General features: G+C 71.8%; 14 protein-coding genes. 5 read left to right on the top strand and 9 right to left on the bottom strand.

Annotation, left to right across the window (positions count from 1 at the left end; all coding sequences use genetic code 11):
- Window positions 1–92 precede the first annotated feature (92 nt).
- Window positions 93–1,736, top strand: a complete 1,644-nt coding sequence (locus Vgi01_RS21160) for a SpoIIE family protein phosphatase (RefSeq protein ID WP_204292139.1) — start codon at window positions 93–95, stop codon at window positions 1,734–1,736.
- 5 nt (window positions 1,737–1,741) lie between these two features.
- On the opposite strand, the gene Vgi01_RS21155 is transcribed toward Vgi01_RS21160, so the two are convergent.
- Window positions 1,742–2,293: a MarR family winged helix-turn-helix transcriptional regulator gene (locus Vgi01_RS21155; RefSeq protein WP_233196851.1), complete on the bottom strand. Its 552-nt coding sequence runs from the start codon at window positions 2,291–2,293 to the stop codon at window positions 1,742–1,744.
- 93 nt (window positions 2,294–2,386) lie between these two features.
- Here Vgi01_RS21155 and Vgi01_RS21150 point away from each other — a divergent pair, with 93 nt between their 5' ends.
- Window positions 2,387–3,514, top strand: a complete 1,128-nt coding sequence (locus tag Vgi01_RS21150) for a PP2C family protein-serine/threonine phosphatase (RefSeq protein WP_102658582.1) — start codon at window positions 2,387–2,389, stop codon at window positions 3,512–3,514.
- Between the two features lie 9 nt (window positions 3,515–3,523).
- Here the strand turns inward: Vgi01_RS21150 and Vgi01_RS21145 are convergent, their stop codons facing one another.
- The 7 genes from Vgi01_RS21145 to Vgi01_RS21115 form a co-directional block, all read right to left on the bottom strand.
- On the bottom strand, window positions 3,524–5,011 hold the full coding sequence (locus Vgi01_RS21145) for a sugar transferase (RefSeq protein WP_102658583.1): 1,488 nt from the start codon (window positions 5,009–5,011) through the stop codon (window positions 3,524–3,526).
- Between the two features lie 208 nt (window positions 5,012–5,219).
- Window positions 5,220–6,986 (bottom strand): substrate-binding domain-containing protein, encoded by a 1,767-nt coding sequence (locus Vgi01_RS21140; RefSeq protein ID WP_102658603.1) that lies wholly within the window; start codon window positions 6,984–6,986, stop codon window positions 5,220–5,222.
- A 144-nt stretch (window positions 6,987–7,130) separates the two neighbouring features.
- Window positions 7,131–8,168, bottom strand: coding sequence for a lactonase family protein (locus tag Vgi01_RS21135; protein WP_102658584.1), 1,038 nt, complete (start codon window positions 8,166–8,168; stop codon window positions 7,131–7,133).
- 92 nt (window positions 8,169–8,260) lie between these two features.
- The gene (locus Vgi01_RS21130; RefSeq protein WP_102658585.1) at window positions 8,261–8,863 is read right to left on the bottom strand and encodes a GTP-binding protein; all 603 of its coding nucleotides are present in this window, start codon (window positions 8,861–8,863) and stop codon (window positions 8,261–8,263) included.
- A complete protein-coding gene (locus tag Vgi01_RS21125; protein ID WP_102658604.1) occupies window positions 8,844–9,233 on the bottom strand; it encodes a DUF742 domain-containing protein in 390 nt (129 codons plus the stop codon). Before Vgi01_RS21125 ends, Vgi01_RS21130 begins: the two co-directional genes overlap by 20 nt.
- A complete protein-coding gene (locus Vgi01_RS21120) occupies window positions 9,223–9,642 on the bottom strand; it encodes a roadblock/LC7 domain-containing protein (protein WP_199180218.1) in 420 nt (139 codons plus the stop codon). The genes Vgi01_RS21125 and Vgi01_RS21120 overlap by 11 nt, the downstream gene beginning before the upstream one ends.
- The gene (locus tag Vgi01_RS21115; protein WP_204292138.1) at window positions 9,642–12,392 is read right to left on the bottom strand and encodes a sensor histidine kinase; all 2,751 of its coding nucleotides are present in this window, start codon (window positions 12,390–12,392) and stop codon (window positions 9,642–9,644) included. The genes Vgi01_RS21120 and Vgi01_RS21115 overlap by 1 nt, the downstream gene beginning before the upstream one ends.
- A gap of 345 nt (window positions 12,393–12,737) precedes the next feature.
- On the opposite strand from Vgi01_RS21115, the gene Vgi01_RS21110 reads away from it, so the two are divergent.
- The 3 genes from Vgi01_RS21110 to Vgi01_RS21100 all read left to right on the top strand — a co-directional run bounded on the left by Vgi01_RS21110 (window position 12,738) and on the right by Vgi01_RS21100 (window position 14,884).
- Window positions 12,738–13,331, top strand: coding sequence for a hypothetical protein (locus Vgi01_RS21110; RefSeq protein WP_102658588.1), 594 nt, complete (start codon window positions 12,738–12,740; stop codon window positions 13,329–13,331).
- 10 nt (window positions 13,332–13,341) lie between these two features.
- Window positions 13,342–14,307, top strand: coding sequence for a hypothetical protein (locus tag Vgi01_RS31465; RefSeq protein ID WP_204292137.1), 966 nt, complete (start codon window positions 13,342–13,344; stop codon window positions 14,305–14,307).
- 193 nt (window positions 14,308–14,500) lie between these two features.
- Window positions 14,501–14,884 carry a hypothetical protein gene (locus Vgi01_RS21100; protein WP_102658590.1) on the top strand — a complete coding sequence of 128 codons (384 nt, stop codon included), beginning with the start codon at window positions 14,501–14,503 and terminating at the stop codon, window positions 14,882–14,884.
- 135 nt (window positions 14,885–15,019) lie between these two features.
- Here the strand turns inward: Vgi01_RS21100 and Vgi01_RS21095 are convergent, their stop codons facing one another.
- Window positions 15,020–16,831 carry a glycoside hydrolase family 6 protein gene (locus Vgi01_RS21095; protein ID WP_204292136.1) on the bottom strand — a complete coding sequence of 604 codons (1,812 nt, stop codon included), beginning with the start codon at window positions 16,829–16,831 and terminating at the stop codon, window positions 15,020–15,022.
- Window positions 16,832–16,865 lie beyond the last annotated feature (34 nt).

Below are 16,865 nucleotides of genomic sequence, written 5' to 3'. Positions count from 1 at the left end.
CCCTTGCTCCACAACAACAATCACCGTGACCGCAGGAGCGACACCACCGGCATGCGCACCTCTCGACAGCGCAGGACGCGCGGCGAGCATCGATGACCAGCACCCGCGAGGGCCGGGTCGCCGGCTCCGGACGCAGCAAGGGGGCCGGCAGGTCCGGCCGACAAGCGGTGGCTGCGCGCGTCGATCTGGCCGGTGAGCTCCTCGACGGGCTCACCGACGCGGTGCTGACCACCGACGACCACGGGTCGGTCGAGCTGGTCAACGCGGCCGCCGCCCGGCTGCTCCCCGAACTGCGCCCCGGCACCGACCTGGCCGGCTGCGCGGTGCCGGCCCTGGCGGCGGCGACCGTCGCCGGGCACACCCGCTTCGAGGCCGAGCACCACCACCGGCAGCTTCGCGGCGTACGGCGGGCCCTGGCCGGGGGCAGATCCGTCTGGTACGTCCGCGACGTCACCGAGGAACAGGCCCGCAGCGAGGCCCTGCTGACCGAACGCGGCCGTACCGCCTTCCTGGCCGACGCGGGCCGCCGGCTCGGGTTGGCACTGCACCGTGACCAGGCCCTGCGGGCCGCCGCCGCCCTGCCCGTGCCCTACCTGGCCGACCTGGCCCTGGTGGTGCACCTGCCGGCGGTGCCCGCCGAGCAACGGCCGCACTGGGTCCGGCACACCGAGCGCCAGTCCGGTCCGGTGGCCGGAACGGCCGACTGGAGCCTCACCACCGCTCTGCCGGAGATCGAGGAAGCGCTCGACGGCGGCTTCCCGCCACCCCGGGTGTGGTCGGCCGGCCACCTGGACCCGATCGTTGCTGCCGACGTCGAACCAGGCGCGACCCTGCTGGTCAGCCCGATGCCCGGGGCCGGTCGGACGGCCGGGGCGCTGGTGCTGCTGCGGCACGCCCGACGGGGCGGCTTCGACCCGCGGGACGTCGACCTGGCCCGCGAGTTCGCCGCCCGCGCCGGTGCCGCCCTCACCATGGCCGAGTTGTACGACGAACAGGCCCACCTGGCGCGGGTGCTGCAGAACAGCCTGTTGCCGCCGGAGCTGCCCGGGATCGTCGGGATGGACGTCGCCGGGGGCTACCGTGCCGCCGGGGACAGCCTGCGTATCGGTGGCGATTTCTACGACGTCCTGCCCACCGACGGCGGCGCGTTGTTCGCCCTCGGCGACGTCTGCGGCAAGGGGGTCGGCGCGGCCGTGCTCACCGGCCGGGTACGGCAGTCGTTGCAGACGCTGCGCCTGGTCGAACAGCGGCCACTGGCGCTGCTGCGGCTGCTCGACCAGGCGCTGCTCGACATGTCCGACGCGGCCCGGCGCGGCCAGTTCACCACCCTGCTGCTCGGTACGCTGCGCCGCGAGCCCGAGGGCGGCCTACGGATCCGGGTCGCGGGCGGCGGGCATCCGGCCCCGCTGGTGGTCGACGCCGACGGCACGGTGACCTCGGTACGGGTGGGCGGGATGCCCGTCGGCGCCCTGCCCGACGCCCGGTTCACCGAGGTCGACCTGCGGCTGCCGCCCGGTTCGGTGCTGTTCGCCCACACCGACGGGGTCACCGAGGCTCGGGGCGGCCGACACGGTGCGGAGATGTTCGGCGAGCGACGGCTCCGTCAGGCGCTCTCCTCGGGGGCCGGCCTGCCTCCCGCCGCGCTCGTCGACCGGGTGTTGCGGCTGGTCGACGAGTGGTCCGCCGGGCAGCGGCACGACGACGTCGCGATGCTGGCGGTGACCCCGTCCGGCTGAACCGGTCAGGCCGTCCGGAAGACCGCGGTCTCCCCGTTCGACCAGCTCAGCGGGGCGTCGACGACGTCGCGGACCTCCGACAGATGACCGGTGTCCGGTTCGTCGGGCTGGGGCACCAGCGGCGACACCGGCCGGACGACCCGGGCCCGGGCGGCCTCGTCGAACTCCCGCAGACCACGCAGCAGCGCCGCGCGGCCCTCCGGTGTCATGTCGGCCAGGATCGTCGCCAGGTGCTGACGACGATCCTCGCGCAACTCGGCGAGGAGGCTGCGGGCCTCGGCGGTCAGGTGCAGGGAGATCTCCCGCCGGTCCGCCCGGCCGGGCTCACGTTCCAGCATGCCGGCGGCGACGAGCCGGTCGCAGAGCCGACTGGCCGAGGAGAGCAGCATATCGAGCCCGGCGGCCAGCCTGCGCAGGTTGATTCCGTCCTGCCGTTCCACCAGCATGACGGCACGGAGCTGGGCGGTGGAGATCCGGTTCGCTGTGCGCTCCCGGGCACCGTCCCAGACAGTCAGCAGGGCACCCGCCGCGACATCCACCTCGGCAGCCATACTCATCTCGGGTCCTGGAAAACCATGCTGTTCCGCCATCGTGCGCCTGAGCGTACTCCGATTCTGTCGATCGATGCGCTTGTGATCAAGGAGATACCCATGAGTGAGCCGGTCGAGCAAGCCCGCACCGTGCTCACCACCGCCCCGGCGGACCTCCTGCTGAGCCGGATCAGAGGGCTGCTCGACCAGGAGTTCGGCATCGCGGACGTCGAACTCCTCCAGGTCGACTACCGGCTGGCCGCGCTGCTTCCGCTCACCCCCGGGGAGGCGGTGAGCGAACCGGGACACCCGGCCTGGCGGTGCTTCGACCACCAGAGCCCGGTGTACGTCGACAGCACGGCCTACCTACCGGTGAGCATGCGCGGCGAGCGACGCGGGGTGCTCCGGGTGCACCCGGTCACGGACGAGAGCCTGCTGGCCGACCTCGCCGAGATCGGCACCGCCCTGGCCCACGAACTGACCGCGGTCGACCCGGGAACGGACGTCTACCGCACCGCCCGGCGGGCCCGGCGGCTCACGCTCGCCGCCGAGATGCAGTGGGAGCTGCTGCCGGGGCGCAGCCGGATCCGACCCTCCTTCAGCCTGGCCGGGCAGCTGGAACCGGCGTACGCGGTACGTGGCGACAGCTTCGACTGGTCCGACGACGGTGACCGGGTGTGGACCGCCACCATCAACGGCATGGGTGCCGGCGTCGCCGCGTCGATGCTCACCACGTTGGCCACCTGCGCGCTGCGCAACGCCCGCCGGGCCGGCATCTCCCTGGCCGACCAGGCCGCGCTGGCCGACCAGGCGATCTACGCCCTGCACCGGGGCGAGCAGTACCTCGCCACGCTGCTGCTCGAGGTCGACCTGCACAGCGGGTTGCTCACCGCCGTCGACGCGGGCTCGCCCCGGCTCGTCCTGCTTCGCGACGGCGAGGTCAGCGTGCAACCGCTGGAGGCGCAGTTTCCCCTCGGCATGTTCGAGGGGTCGCACTATCGCGAGCAGCACATCCAACTCCGGCCCGCCGACCGCCTCTTCATGATCAGCGACGGGGTGCTCGACGCGACCGGGCAGGACGTCCGCTACGGAGAGAGCGCGTTGGACCGGATGCTGCGCCGTACTGCGCCGATGAGCCCGCTGGACGCGGTCCGGTCCCTGCTGGGCGACCTGCGGGCGTTCGTCGCCGGCGATCTCACCGACGACGCGGTGGTGGTCTGCCTGGACTGGTACGGACCGCAGCCGTGACCGGTCGGGTCAGTACGCGCCCCGGCTGTTGACCACCGCGCCGAAGGTCTTCCAGAGAATCGTCAGGTCGGCTGCCAGTGACCAGTTCTCCACGTAGTAGAGATCCAGCCGGATGCCGTCCTCCCAGCTCAGGTCCGACCGGCCGCTGACCTGCCAGAGGCCGGTCATGCCCGGCTTGACCAACAGCCGGCGGGCCACGTCGCCGTCGTAGCGGGCCACCTCGGAGGGCAGCGGCGGGCGGGGGCCGACCAGGCTCATCTGCCCCAGCAGCACGTTCACCAGTTGTGGCAGCTCGTCCAGCGACCACTTGCGCAGCAGCCGCCCGACCCGGGTGACCCGCGGGTCGTCGCGCATCTTGAACATCAGGCCGTCGGTCTCGTTGCGCGCGGCCAACTCGGCAAGCAGGGCATCGGCGTTGACCACCATGGTGCGGAACTTGAAGACGCCGAACTCCCGACCGCCCTGCCCGACCCGGATCTGCCGGAACAACACCGGGCCGCGGCTGTTCAGCTTGATGGCCAACGCGATGACCACGAGCAACGGCAGCAGCAGCGCCAACGCCACGAGCGAGATCGACCGGTCGACGAAGCCCTTCACCAGCTTGCGGATGCCCCGGAACTCGGGCGCCTCCACGTGGATCAACGGCAGGCCGGCCACCGGGCGGGTGTGGATGCGCGGGCCGGCGACATCCGTCAGCGCCGGGGCGAGCACCAGGTCGATCCCGGTGCCCTCCAGTTGCCAACCGAGCCGGCGCAGGCGGGCGGCGGTGAGTTCACCGCTGGCGGTGACGGCGACGGTGTCCGCGCCGATGGCGGCGGCGGCCTCCGGGATGCCCCGGAACGAGCCGACCACCGGCACGTCGCCGAGCCGCTGGGCCACCGGGGCCAGCAGGGCGTCCGGGATGCACGCGCCCACCACCTGATAGCCCGCGTACGGCTCGCGTCGCAGGGTGTGCACCAGTTCCAGCACGTGCGCGGTGTCGCCGACCACCAGCACCCGCCGGGACCAGCCGGTCCCCGCCGAGCGGGCCCGGTGCAGGCGCTTGCGCGCGGCGAACCGGGCGAGTTCGAGCCCGACCAGGCCGACGGCGAACGAGATCGCCAGGAATCCCCGGGACACGCCGACGTCGGCGATGTAACCGGCGATGGCCACCGCACCGGCCAGGCGGAGGCTGGCCATGCTGACCCGCCGGTACTCGTCCGCGCCGTAGCCGATCACCCGGTCGTCGTAGCAGCGCATCGCCTTGAGCGACAGCAGCCAGGCCAGCACCAGCCCGGGAGCGACCACGACGTACGGCACGTGGGTGCCGCGCGGCGCGGCCTCACCGAAGCGGGCCGCGTAGCCGGCGAGCACCGCCAGGGTCAGGACGGTGGCGTCCAGCACCACCAGGGTTCGCACGTAGGCCCGCTGGGCACCGCGTATCGAACTGCTCGATGACGCCGTGCCGTCGGGTCTTGTTGAAGATCTGGCGGGGGTCAACAGCGTCGCCGAGGTCACCAGCCCTCCCACTTCGCTCGCCGACGGCACGGGTCCGGCTCGACGGAGAGCCGGAGCTGCCGATGCACGTCGACATCCTCCCTTGAAAACTATGACGGCCAATTGCTTCCGACGTATTGCCGTCACTTTCCGTGCCGGGTAACCAGCCGGAAGCTGGCCTGTGGTAAGGGTTTCCCCGATACCGCAGGGCTCGCCCTTGAGGCACCGATCAGGCCGGCGCCTTCCGCAGGGCGATCGCTCGCAGGAAGATGTCACCGATCTTAGTCGGGTCGGCGGCGACGAACGCACCCCCACCGGCGCTCTGTGCGATGGTGTCCAGCTCCGCCTTGCTGACCTCGGTGCCGATGCCGATGATGATCACCTGGATCGGCTGGTCCGGGTCCTTGATCCGCTTCAGCTCGGCGAGCAGCTGCCGCTGCGAGATGCCGTCGGCGTCCTCGTTCTTGCCGTCGGTGAAGAGCACGATCGAGTTGACCTTGCCCGGTTCCCAGTTCTCCTGCACGTCCTTGTACGCCGCCAGCAGCGTGTCGTACAGACCGGTGTCGCCGCTCGACGAGGTGATCGTGTCCAGGCTCCGCTCCAGGTTGCTGCGCTGCCGCGACAGCGGGCCGGTCGGCACCACCTGACGGTAGTCACGCGCGCCGTCCAGCCTGGTGGAGAAGACCCACAGGCCGATCGACCAGGAATCGTCGAACAGGTTCAGACCCCGCCGGGCCGCTTCCGCGGTGACCTGCTGCCGGGTCGCCCCGTTGGCGGTCGGCACCGCCTTCTTCATCGAGCCGGACACGTCGATGATGCAGAGCATCCGACCGGAGAGGGTGGCGATGGACCAGCTGGAGACGGCCCGCTCCACCGCGTCCGGCGCGAGGCCACCGGCGGCGATGCCGCCCTGCGGCGGCGGCGCCGCGGAGGGGTCGCCGCCGGCCGGGCTCGGTGCGCCCTGCGGCGGCTCGAAGCCGCTACCCCAGTTGCCGTCCGGCCCACGCAGCGCCTGGGCCGCCAGCTTGTCCTTGAACGAAGGTGTGGTGAGCACCTCGAACAGCACCCGGGCGGCGGAGTCCTTGGCCGGCTCGATGCCCGGCAGCACCGCGTACGGGTAGTCCAACGGCAGCGGCGACGGCTTCAGGTAGAGCGCCGCCAGCGGCACCGGCGGCTTCTTCGCGTTGTACTGGATGACGTCCTCTTCGGACAGCGCCGCCGCGCCCAGCGAGCTGGCCAACGTGGTGCCGTCCGACGCGGTGGGGAACTTGGCGAGCAGGTCCTGGCGCAGCGCCGAGGCACCCGAGGCCAGCGCCCGCAGCGCGCCGATGCGGTCCTGCTCGGCGGTGGCACCGCCGGACGAGGCCGCGGCGGTCATCAGCGACAGCAGCCCGGACAGGCCGGCGGCGTCGCGGGTCGGCTCGACGATGCCGGTCTTCAACGGCCGGTCGCTGTTGACCCGGGCCAGCAGCTCGGTCCAGCCGATCTCCTTCTGCGGCCAGCCCATCAGCCGTCCGGCGATGGGTTCGGGCATGGCGACGACCACCGGACTGCTCGCGATCGACGCGCCGTTGCCCGGCGCGAAGGCCGCCGCACCGCCGGTCTGCAACCGCAACAGCCAGGTCGAGGAGTCCGGGATCCAGACGTCGGGGCTCACCGCCGTGCCGCTGGCCTGGCCTACGCCGGCGAGGCTCGCCCCGTGCTTGGCCGCCACCACCGCTGCCACCTCGACCGCGTCGGCAGCCGCTACGGTCACGTCGATGCAGGTGCCGTCGACCGCAGCACCTTTTTCCTCCCACTCGGAGGCCGCCGCGTCGACCGCCGGCGCGAGTTCGGTCGCGACCGCGACCGACAACTCGATCTTGCCAGAGCAGTCCGGGCCGGCGAGCTGGCGATAACCCACCCACCCACCGGCGGTGACGACGAGCACGCCGACCGCGGCTGCGGCGGCGGCACCGTGAATACCTGAACGCATGCGATGGCGGCCTGCTGACACGCTGACCATCTTGCGGACCCGGCCATGGGACTGCCATGGCCGTTCGGACGAAAGTTACAGAGGAGAAACAGTTTACCGTGATTTAGTAACTTTGAGTGACGACTCAGCGGCGCAATGTGGATGGATCGCTGCCCACCACCACGATCAGGGCAGAACGCAAGTGGGGCTGGGAATCGGCAACGGCTCACCGATCGCCATCGGCACCCCGGTCTCCCGATCGACCCGGAAGGTGCGCACCATGTCCGCCCGTTCGTCCGCGACGTAGAGATGCTCTCCGAGCAGCACGAAATGGCGGGGCCATTCACCGCCGGTCTCCACTTCATCGACCAGTTCCGGTAGACCCGCCCCGATCGAGTAGACGGAGATCGTGCCGACCCCCCGGTTGGCCAGGTAGAGATGGCGACCGTCCGCATCGACGGCGATCTCCGACGGCTGGACGTGCCCGGCCCGGTCGCTGGCGTCGACCCGCCCTCGCTGGTGCAGCACGCCGTCCTCGTCCGCCTCGTAGACCAGCACCGACCGGTCCAACTCCCCGGAGACGTAACAGCGGCGTCCGTCCGGATGCCGGGCCAGGTGTCGGGGGCCGGCTCCCGCGGGCGTACGCACCCGGGGTGGCCGGGGCACCAACCGTCCGGAGGCGGCGTCGAGGTCGTACCGGTAGATCGAGTCCGTGCCGAGATCGACCGCGAGCAGCGGCTCACCACCGACCCCGGGCACGACCATGTGCGCGTGGGCCCGCTCCTGGCGCTCCGGATCCGGCCCGTGACCGGAATGCTCCACCACGTCGCTGCGCTCGCCCGGCACCCCGTCGGCGTCGAGCGGGAAGACCGTCACGCTCCCGCCACCGTAGTTGGCCACGAACAGGAACCGGCCGTCCGGCGCGACGGCCAGGTGGCAGGGCTCGGCCCCGCCGGTCGCCCACGAGCCGATCTCCGTCAGTTCGCCCTCGGGCCCCACCTGCCAGGCACTGACCTGCCCGTCGGGCAGCTCGTTCACCGCGTAGAGCACGGGCCGGTGGGGATGACGGGCGAGGAACGACGGCGACGCGGCGACCGCGACGGTGCCCAACGAGGTCAGTTCGCCGGAGTCCGGATCACGTCGGGCGGCGACGATCCCCGTGCCCCGGCCGCCGCTGTGCGCCGTGTATCCGCCGATGTAAACGATCTCGCCTCGACCTGCCACCAGGTGTCACCTCTCCGCTGGACACTGCCTCGCCACCAGAAACCTTCCCCCGACACCGCCGGGTTAGACCTGCCGGTCCGGGCCCGCGGTGGTCACGCCGCCGGCACCGGCTCGCCCCGCTGCCGGGCCACGTGCTCGACCAGGGAGATCAGCACCGCCTTGCCGGACTGCCGGTCCCGGGCGTCGCAGAGCACCATCGGCACGTCCGGGTCGAGGTCCAGGGCCCGGCGTACGGCCTCCAGGCTGAACCGTTGCGAGCCGTCGAAGCAGTTGACCCCGACCACGAACGGCACACCCCGCTGCTCGAAGTAGTCGATCGAGGGGAAGCAGTCGGCCAGCCGGCGGGTGTCGGCGAGCACCACCGCGCCCAGCGCCCCGAAGGCCAACTCGTCCCAGAGGAACCAGAAACGGTCCTGTCCCGGCGTACCGAACAGGTACAGCTGAAGATCGTCGTTGATGGTGATTCGTCCGAAGTCCATCGCCACCGTGGTCGTCGACTTGCCCTCGACGCCGGAGAGGTCGTCGGTGTCGGCGCCTGCCCCGGTGAGGATCTCCTCGGTCTGCAGCGGCCGTACCTCACTCAACGCGCTCACCAGAGTCGTCTTGCCGGCGCCGAAGCCACCGGCGATGAGGATCTTCAGCGCGATCGGAATCCGAGAACCCTGACGCTCGGCGTCATAACGCACGGAGTCCATCCACCACCGCCTTGAGGATGTCGTTGTCGGGCAGGTACGTGGCGCGCGGCGGTTGTTGCACGGCGACAAGTCCCCGGGTGAGCAGATCACCAAGTAGCACTCGGACGACACCCACCGCCAGGTCCAAATCGGCGGCGAGTTCCACCACCGGCGTGCCCTGGCCCGCCAGTTCCACAAGCAGCCGGTGCTCGGGATGCAGTTCCGGGTACGCGCCGAGATCCGGGTTCGGGCTGGCCAACACGTACGCGACCAGGTCGAATCCGTCCGCGCAGGAGCGCACCCGGCCACCGGTCAGGGTGTACGGCCGCACCACCGGCCCGGCGTCGTCGTCGAGCCACTCGTGTCGGTGCCCCGGTAAGTCAGACCGCATCGGCGCCACCCAGCGACGCGCGGACCGGTGCCTGCAGGTTCTCACCCACCCGGGTCACCAGCATGGCCATCTCGTACGCGACAAGCCCGATGTCGGCGTCCGTGTCGCACGCCACGGCCAGGCAGGCGCCCTGCCCGGCCGCCGTCACGAACAGGTACGCGGACTCCATCTCCACCACCGTCTGCCGGACCGGTCCACCCGCCAGGTGCCGGCTGGCGCCACGCGCCAGGCTGGCGAGACCGGAGGCCAGGGCACACAGATGCTCAGCGTCGGCACGGTCCAGTTCGGCGGAGGAACCGAGCAGCAGGCCATCCGCCGACAGCACCACCGCCCGCCGGGCGGCGGGCAGGCGCTCCACCAGATCGTCGAGCAACCAGTCGAGATTGGCACTCTGCCTCGTCGATTGCATCAGGCGTCCCTCTCAGTAACGGTCGGGGATTCCACGGTGACCGGTCCGCCGGGTGGCGGTCCAGCCTCGTCGGTGCTCGTTTCCCGGTTCGCTGCGGCGGTCTCGTCCGACGGATGCCCGGTGGGCGGGTCGCCCTGCCCCTCCCGGCCGGTGGAGCCGACCTCCGTGGGGCGACCGTCGGTCGACTGCGTACGCGCGGCAGCCAGCCGGCCCTGCGCGGTGCCGGACTGCAACGCCGACATGAACCGACGTGCCTCCTCCGGGCTGCGCGGCGTCGGCTCGGCCAGCCGCCCGGCGCTGCTTGCGGGGATCGCCAGGGGCTGCCGCAGGGTGGGCCCGTCGAGTGCCCCCGAACCGGTCGACCGGCGGGTCAACGCGGGCAGCGGGACGGTCGGGCTGTCCACCACTCCACCGCGGTCCGTCGCGGCCGGTACCGTCCGCCCCTGGTCCCGCTCGCCGCCCGCAGGCACGGCTTCCTCGGTCCCGGCCGGCCCGACGCTCGACCGGGCCGACTCGACGTCCGAACCAGCCGGCTCAACGCTGGAGGTGGGTCCGAGGGCGACCTCAGCGGTCGGTCCCCCCGCCTCGGTGGTGGCGCTGGAGGCGGTCGGGTCGGCGGTGGAGCCGGCCGGGCGCCGTCGGATGCGTCGAGGCAGACCGTCGGATTCGGCCGCACCGACGGTCGAGGCCTGGCTCGGGCCGCCCAGCTTCGCAGATGGGCGGGAGGACTGCGGACGCTCGGACGTCCCGGCGCGGGTGCGTGGTCGGGGGACGGTCGTGAGTCGGGTGGCCCGGACCAGCCGCCGCTGCTCCAGGCTGGCGTCGTCGCCATCCTCCATCGCGTCGAGCGGGGGCAGCGCCGACGGCTCGGCGGTGATCAACTCGGTGGGAATCAGCACCACCGCGGTCAGCCCCGCCCCGTCCGACCGGCGCAGGCGCACCCGGATGCCGTGCCGGCCGGCGAGTCGCGCCACCACGAACAGTCCGAGTCGGGCGGTCTCCGCCGGATCGAACTCCGGTGCCCGGGCCAGCTTGCGGTTGGCCTCCTCGATCGCCGCCGCGGTCATGCCGAGCCCCTGGTCGGAGACGGAGAGCGCGTACCCGTGGGGAACGTGCTCACCGGAGACCTGCACCCGTGACTCGGGCGGTGAGAAGGCGGTCGCGTTCTCGATCAGCTCGGCGAGCAGGTGGATGATGTCGCCGACCGCCCGGCCCACCGTGCCGGCGGGCTGCAGGTCCGTGATGTCGACCCGGTCGTACGACTCGACCTCGGAGATCGCCCCCCGGATCAGATCCACCATGGCGACCGGTTCACGCCAGCCGCGCCCTGGCGTGGCCCCGGCCAGGATGACCAGATCCTCCGCGTGCCGGCGCAGCCGGGTCGCGAGGTGGTCGACCCGGAACAGTTCGGCCAGATGGTCCGGATCCTCCGCGTCGCGTTCCAGCCGGTCGAGCAGGGCGAGTTGACGGTGCACCAGGCCCTGGCTGCGACGCGCGATGTTCAGGAAGACCTCGTTGAGCCCACGGCGCAGGGTGACCTCGACCTGGGCCGCGCGGATGGCGACCTTCTGCACCTCGGTGAAGGCCTGGGCCACCTGGCCGATCTCGTCGGTGCCCTGGTCGGCCACCGGTGTCTCGCGGGCGGCGTCCACCTGTTCACCCCGGCGCAGCCGCTCCACCACGTCGGGCAGGCCCTGCTCCGCGGTCTCCTTCAGCCGCCCGCGCATCAGCGTGAGCCGCTGTGCCAGGGACCGGCCGATCCGCAACGCCACCACCAACGACGCCACCACGGCGAGCAGGCCGAGCAGCCCGGCGCCGGCCAGTCGGGCCAGGATGCTGACCGCCATCGGCACCGAGCGGTCGGCCAGTCCGTCCGCCTGGGTCAGCTCGAAGTCGCGCAACGACTGCTGGACGGTGTCGTACCCGGACTGCCAGGCGCGGGCGTCCACGGTGACCCGGCCCGACGGCCCGGCGGCGATCAGCTCGTCCTGCATCGTGCGCAGCCGCGTGAACCCGTCCTGCTCGGCCAGGCGCTGGTAGGCGGCCTGCTCGGGGGCGGGCAGGTCGGCCACCGCCGACGCGATGAGGAACCGCTGGTTACCGATGCTCTGCACGAGCAATGTGTGCTCGCCCTTGGCGAACCCGCCGGCGGTCAGCGCCCCGGCCAGCAGCGCATCGGTCTGCCCGAGCAGTTCCCGGGAGTGACCGAGGTCGGTCAGCGCCCGCGCCTCGCGGTTGAGATCGTGGTCGGGCAGGTTGGCCAGGGCCTCGAAGGTGTGGAACGCGGCCGAGACCAGGTCGCTGTAGAGACCGACGGCGCCGATCCGGTCCAGTTCCCGGCGGTCGATCGCCGCCCGTCCCGCCGGCAACGCCTCCAGTTTGCCGAGCAGCCGGTCCAGCCGCGCTTCGAGCAGCTCACCGGCGGCGTCCCGGAACTTCTCCCCGGATACCCGCAGGCGCAGCTGCGTCACTGCCGCGTCGGTCCGCTCCCGCTGCTCGCGCAACTCCGACAGGTTGGTCCGGGGCGAGGCGAGCTGCACCACGGAGAGCCGCCGCTCGCGCTGCAACTCGGCCACCACCGTCTCGCCGGGCCGGCCCAGGTCGTACAGGAGGGTACGGGCGGCCAGCAGGTCGAGCGCCGGGCCGAAGGTGAGCGTGGTCGCGAATATCCAGAGCGCCAGCAGTGCGGTCACCGGCACGACGACCAGGGCGGTCAGCTTGGAGCGGATCGGCCAGTCGCGGGTATTCAATCGGACCTCGCCCGGAAGGGTGGCTGGAGGGGCTCCGGCACGGCCGGGCAGCACCGTTGCCGCGAACGCCCCAGTTGTCCGCCGGGACGCCGGCTCGGGCGCCTTGGGCAGGATACGTAATCCGCGCTCGCCGCACTACCGTCCGTCGAGACTACCGGTACGTTGACGAACGTTCGGTTGACGCACATCCCGTCCGAATCCATCCCGAACCGGTCGTTTCCGCCGCAATAGGCGAACCTGTGACGGCATCGGGGCCGCCAGAGGTCGACGTGGGCGAGGAAAGTGCTCCGGAACGGGATTGGCGATCAGTGGACGGAGGGAATACCTGCAGGCGAAGGAGGAGCCATGTCGCCCACGCAGATAGTCGTCACCGTCCTCGTCATCCTGATCGTCGCCGCCGTCGCCGCGGCCCTGGTGGTCGCCGGCCGCCGCCGGGCACTGCGGCAGCGCTTCGGCCCGGAGTACGACCACGTCATCGCCGAACAGGACAGCCGTAGCGCCGCCGAGCGGGAGTTGCGCGAACGCGAGCGCCGGCACGCCGAACTCGAACTGATCCCCCTCGACCCGACCGCCCGGGCCCGGTACGCCGAGGCCTGGGAGGAACTTCAGGTCCGCTTCGTCGACTCCCCCGCCGAAACCGTCGGGCAGGCCGACGAACTGGTCACCCGGCTGATCGCCGAACGCGGCTACCCCACCGGTGACTTCACCGACCAGATCGCGCACCTGTCGGTCGAGCACGCCCGCACGCTCAGCCACTACCGGGACGCGCACGAGATCCACCTGCGCAACAGCCGTGGCGAGGCCAGCACGGAGGACCTCCGCCAGGCCGTCGTCCACTACCGCGCCCTCTTCGCCGACCTGCTCGGGGAGGAGCCTGCGGCACGGACGACCCCGGAACAGCGCCAGCCCGACGCCGCCCACGACGCCACCAACCGCTGAGGAGACCACCATGCGGCAGCAAGAGCAGCTCAACAACGACCACCCCGAGACCGTACGGTCGACCCCCGTGCCGGTCACCGACGACGACCACGTGACGGACGAGTTCGACGGCACCGAGCGGGCGGCCCACACGGAGTCCGGTGCGGACCGGAACCGGCCGTGGGACGGCCGACCGGGCGACGACGACGAGCGGGCCGAGTTCCACGACCCGGGACCGGTGCCGACGGCCTTCGGCGCCACCTCGGTCGGCGGCGCGGTGGCAGCTTCCGCGCTGGCGAACCCCCGGCCGGAGGACAAGCCCGACCCGCGTGCGGAGCGCACCGCCCGGCCCGGCGACGGTGCCGTCGACGGCGAGCGCGAAGGGCTGCGTGCCGACCCCACGGCCGAGTTCGGTGGACGGCACGACGAGATCGACCCGGCCGAGGTGACGGAGGCGGACGATGTCGCCCGTGACGCGGGGACGCATCGGGCCGACCGCTCCGACGAGGTCGACGGGGACCGGTTCGACGAGGACGACGAGGACCGTGCCGCGCTGACCGACACCCTCGACGACGACCGGACGGCGGGACCGGGGACCGACACCGCGGCTGCGGCGGCCGGCGGGGCCGGCTACGGCAGCGCCACGCCGGCGATGGTCGACCCGGACGCGCAGCCGGCGACCGGTGTCGCGGACACCGCCAACGGGTCCAGCGCCGCCGTACCGGCCGGAGCGGCGACGCTCTTCGACGACACGACGGCCCAGGGTTTCCGGGACCGCTGGCGCGACGTCCAGCTGCGTTTCGTCGACGACCCCCGGGCCGCGGCCGGTGAGGCCCAGACCCTGGTCGACGAGGCCATGCAGGCGTTGTCGACCGCGTTGACCCAGCACAAGGAGAAGCTCGGCAGCTGGCAGGAGGCCGGTGCCACGGACACCGAGCAGTTGCGGGTGGCCGTACGCGAGTACCGCGACTTCCTGGACCGGGTTCTCGGTCGCTGACCACCACGAGCGGCGGGCGTCCTGCGGAAGCAGGCGTCCGCCGTTTGCTGTGCCACCCCGGCGGCGCGCTGTGCGCGCCGCCCACGGCTGTCCCGTGCCCCGAGCCGGCCCGGTGGTGAGGCATGTCGTCCCACCTGGCGGGTACCCCGATGGGGGCCAGGTTGATGTGGCTGCGGACAGGAGGGCGGCAACGATGACCGAGCGTGGGCGGGAACGGCCGCTGGAGGAGCGCCCCGAGGTGGCCGCGGCGGTCGACGACGACTCCGGGGTGCCCCAGCTGATGACCGGGGGCGGTCCCGACTCGGACACCCCGGTGTTCACCGAACCGGGCGAGCAGGCCGACCGGGGCGAATCGACCGACGAGATCATCGGTGATCCGTACGCCGCCGGAACGGGTGCCACCGGCACCGGCACCGGCGCCGCTCCGGACAACATCCGCACCGGCGCGGAACAGCCCTGGGATCCCGAGGATCTGGTGGTGGCCCGGGGCCAGGATCCCACCGCGGAGAACATCGAGCGGGCGCGGCGGGAGCTGGCCGAGACCGGTCGGGCGGCGGTCGAGAAGACCGTGCCCTGACCTCACCCCGCGGCGGGGATTCCTCGCCGTGCACAGGGGTGGGCCCCTGGTCCGACCGGTGCGGTCGGACCAGGGGCCCGGGTAACCTGCCGCCGCAGTGCCTCACCTACCGCTGGCGGCGGGTGTGCCTGACTGTCAGGACAGCGGCGGGTAGGCGTTCGCCATGAGCTCGGCGAACTGCGCCGAGAACCAGGCGCCCGAGATCGGGGCGTCCGGCAGGGCGCCGCTGCGGCTGTTGCCGTTGCGGTCGTTACCGGTGTAGGTCGGGTCGCACATCCGGTCGAAGCCCTTGCCGTCGTTGTTCGGGATCTCGCGGCTGGAGCCGTCCGACTCGCCCGGGGGCTTGGCCCAGACGTACGCGTCGATACCGGTCGCCGGCGCGGCCTTCGGGCGCTCGCCCATACCGGCACCAGCCTGGTTGCACCAGTTGCCCTTGTGGATACGACGGTCGACCCGGCCGCCGTCGATGAAGGCGTCCACGCTGGTCGTCGGACCCGCGGCGGTGGGCCGGTTCGGGCCGCCCCAGCCGTTGCGGGAGGTGTCGATCAGCATGCCGATGTTGCTCGGGAAGCCCTGGCGGACCAGCTCCTGCCGGAAGGCCTGAGCGAAGCTCTGCTCGTCGTTGTACCAGTTCCAGTCGATCCACTTGGCCTGCCGGACCGTCTGCCCGTTCACCGTGGCGTCGACCTTCGCGTACGGCTCGATCAGCGCGGAGTAGTTCGCGGTGTTGGTGATGAACCCGTGCACGTGGTTGACGGTGCTGCCGGAGGCGGTGGCGGCCTGCTTCAGGACCTGGGCGCTCGGGGTGAAGTTGCTGTCCCAGCCGAGCCAGCCGTGGTGCCCGGCGTCGACGTAGTTGTAGACGTTCGGGATCGAGCCCAGGGTGGCCAGGGCGTAACCGACACCGTTCACGTAGGCGCCGTTGGCCTTCACCGTGTCGCACATGACCGTGCCACCCGGGTTGTTCGAGGTGTTGGTCACCAGGTTCGGCAGCGAGTCGACCTCGATGACGTTGATGATCCGCAGGTTGCTGTACTTGGTGTCGCGCATGATCGCCGCGATCGGGTCGATGTACTCGGCCTTGTACTTGGGCAGCTCGTTCGGCCCCAGCTCACCGTTGGAGGCGAGCGCCGCGCAGTCACGGCCGGGGAGGTTGTAGATCACGAACTGGATGTAGTCGGCACCCTGGCGCACGGCCTCGTCCAGGTGGTCCCGAACGCCCATCGGGCCGTTGGACTGGCTGTCCTCGGTACCCTCGATGGCCGCGATCCGGTCGATCCAGACGGCGGTCGAGATGTTGGACACCCGGTTGCCGCCGGGAACCGACTCGGCCCTGGCCTTCCACTCCGGGTTCACGTAGCCCTTGGCGTTCAGGTACGGGTTGTCCACCTTGGTGCCGGGGGGCGGCGGGCTGGTGGGCGGCGGGCTCGTGGGCGGCGGGCTCGTGGGCGGCGGGTCCGTGGGCGGCGGGTCCGTGGGCGGCGGGCTCGTCGGCGGCGGGCTGGTGGGCGGCGGGGTGCCACCGTTGCAGGCCACGCCGTTGATCGTGAACGAGGTCGGACGCGGGTTGCTACCGCTCCACGCACCGTTGAAGCCGATGCTGGCGGTGCCGCCGGTGGAGAGGTTCCCGTTGTAGGACTCGTTCTGCGCGGTCACGTTCCGGCCCGACTGGGACCACCGGGCCGACCAGCCGTTCTGCACCCGCTGGTTGCCGTCGGGGAAGGTGAAGCCCAGGGTCCACCCGTTGATCGGGTCGCCGATGTTCCTGATCGTGATGTTGGCGGTGAATCCGCCCGGCCAGTCGTTGGTCGTGTAGGCCACGTCGCACTGCGTCGCCGCGTACGCAGCCGAGACCGGCAGCGTCACCAAACCGCCCGCGACCAGCGCGCTCGCGCCGGCCAGCGCGACGGCCCGGCGAGGGCCGGACAGTTTTCTCCACAGATTCATGCCACTGATCTCCTTGGGCGAGACCGGATCCGCG

Source organism: Micromonospora gifhornensis (genome assembly GCF_016863515.1).
GTDB classification, from domain to species: domain Bacteria; phylum Actinomycetota; class Actinomycetes; order Mycobacteriales; family Micromonosporaceae; genus Micromonospora; species Micromonospora gifhornensis.
Note: the sequence above shows the minus strand (reverse complement) of the source record. Positions and strands in the feature narration are given on the sequence as shown.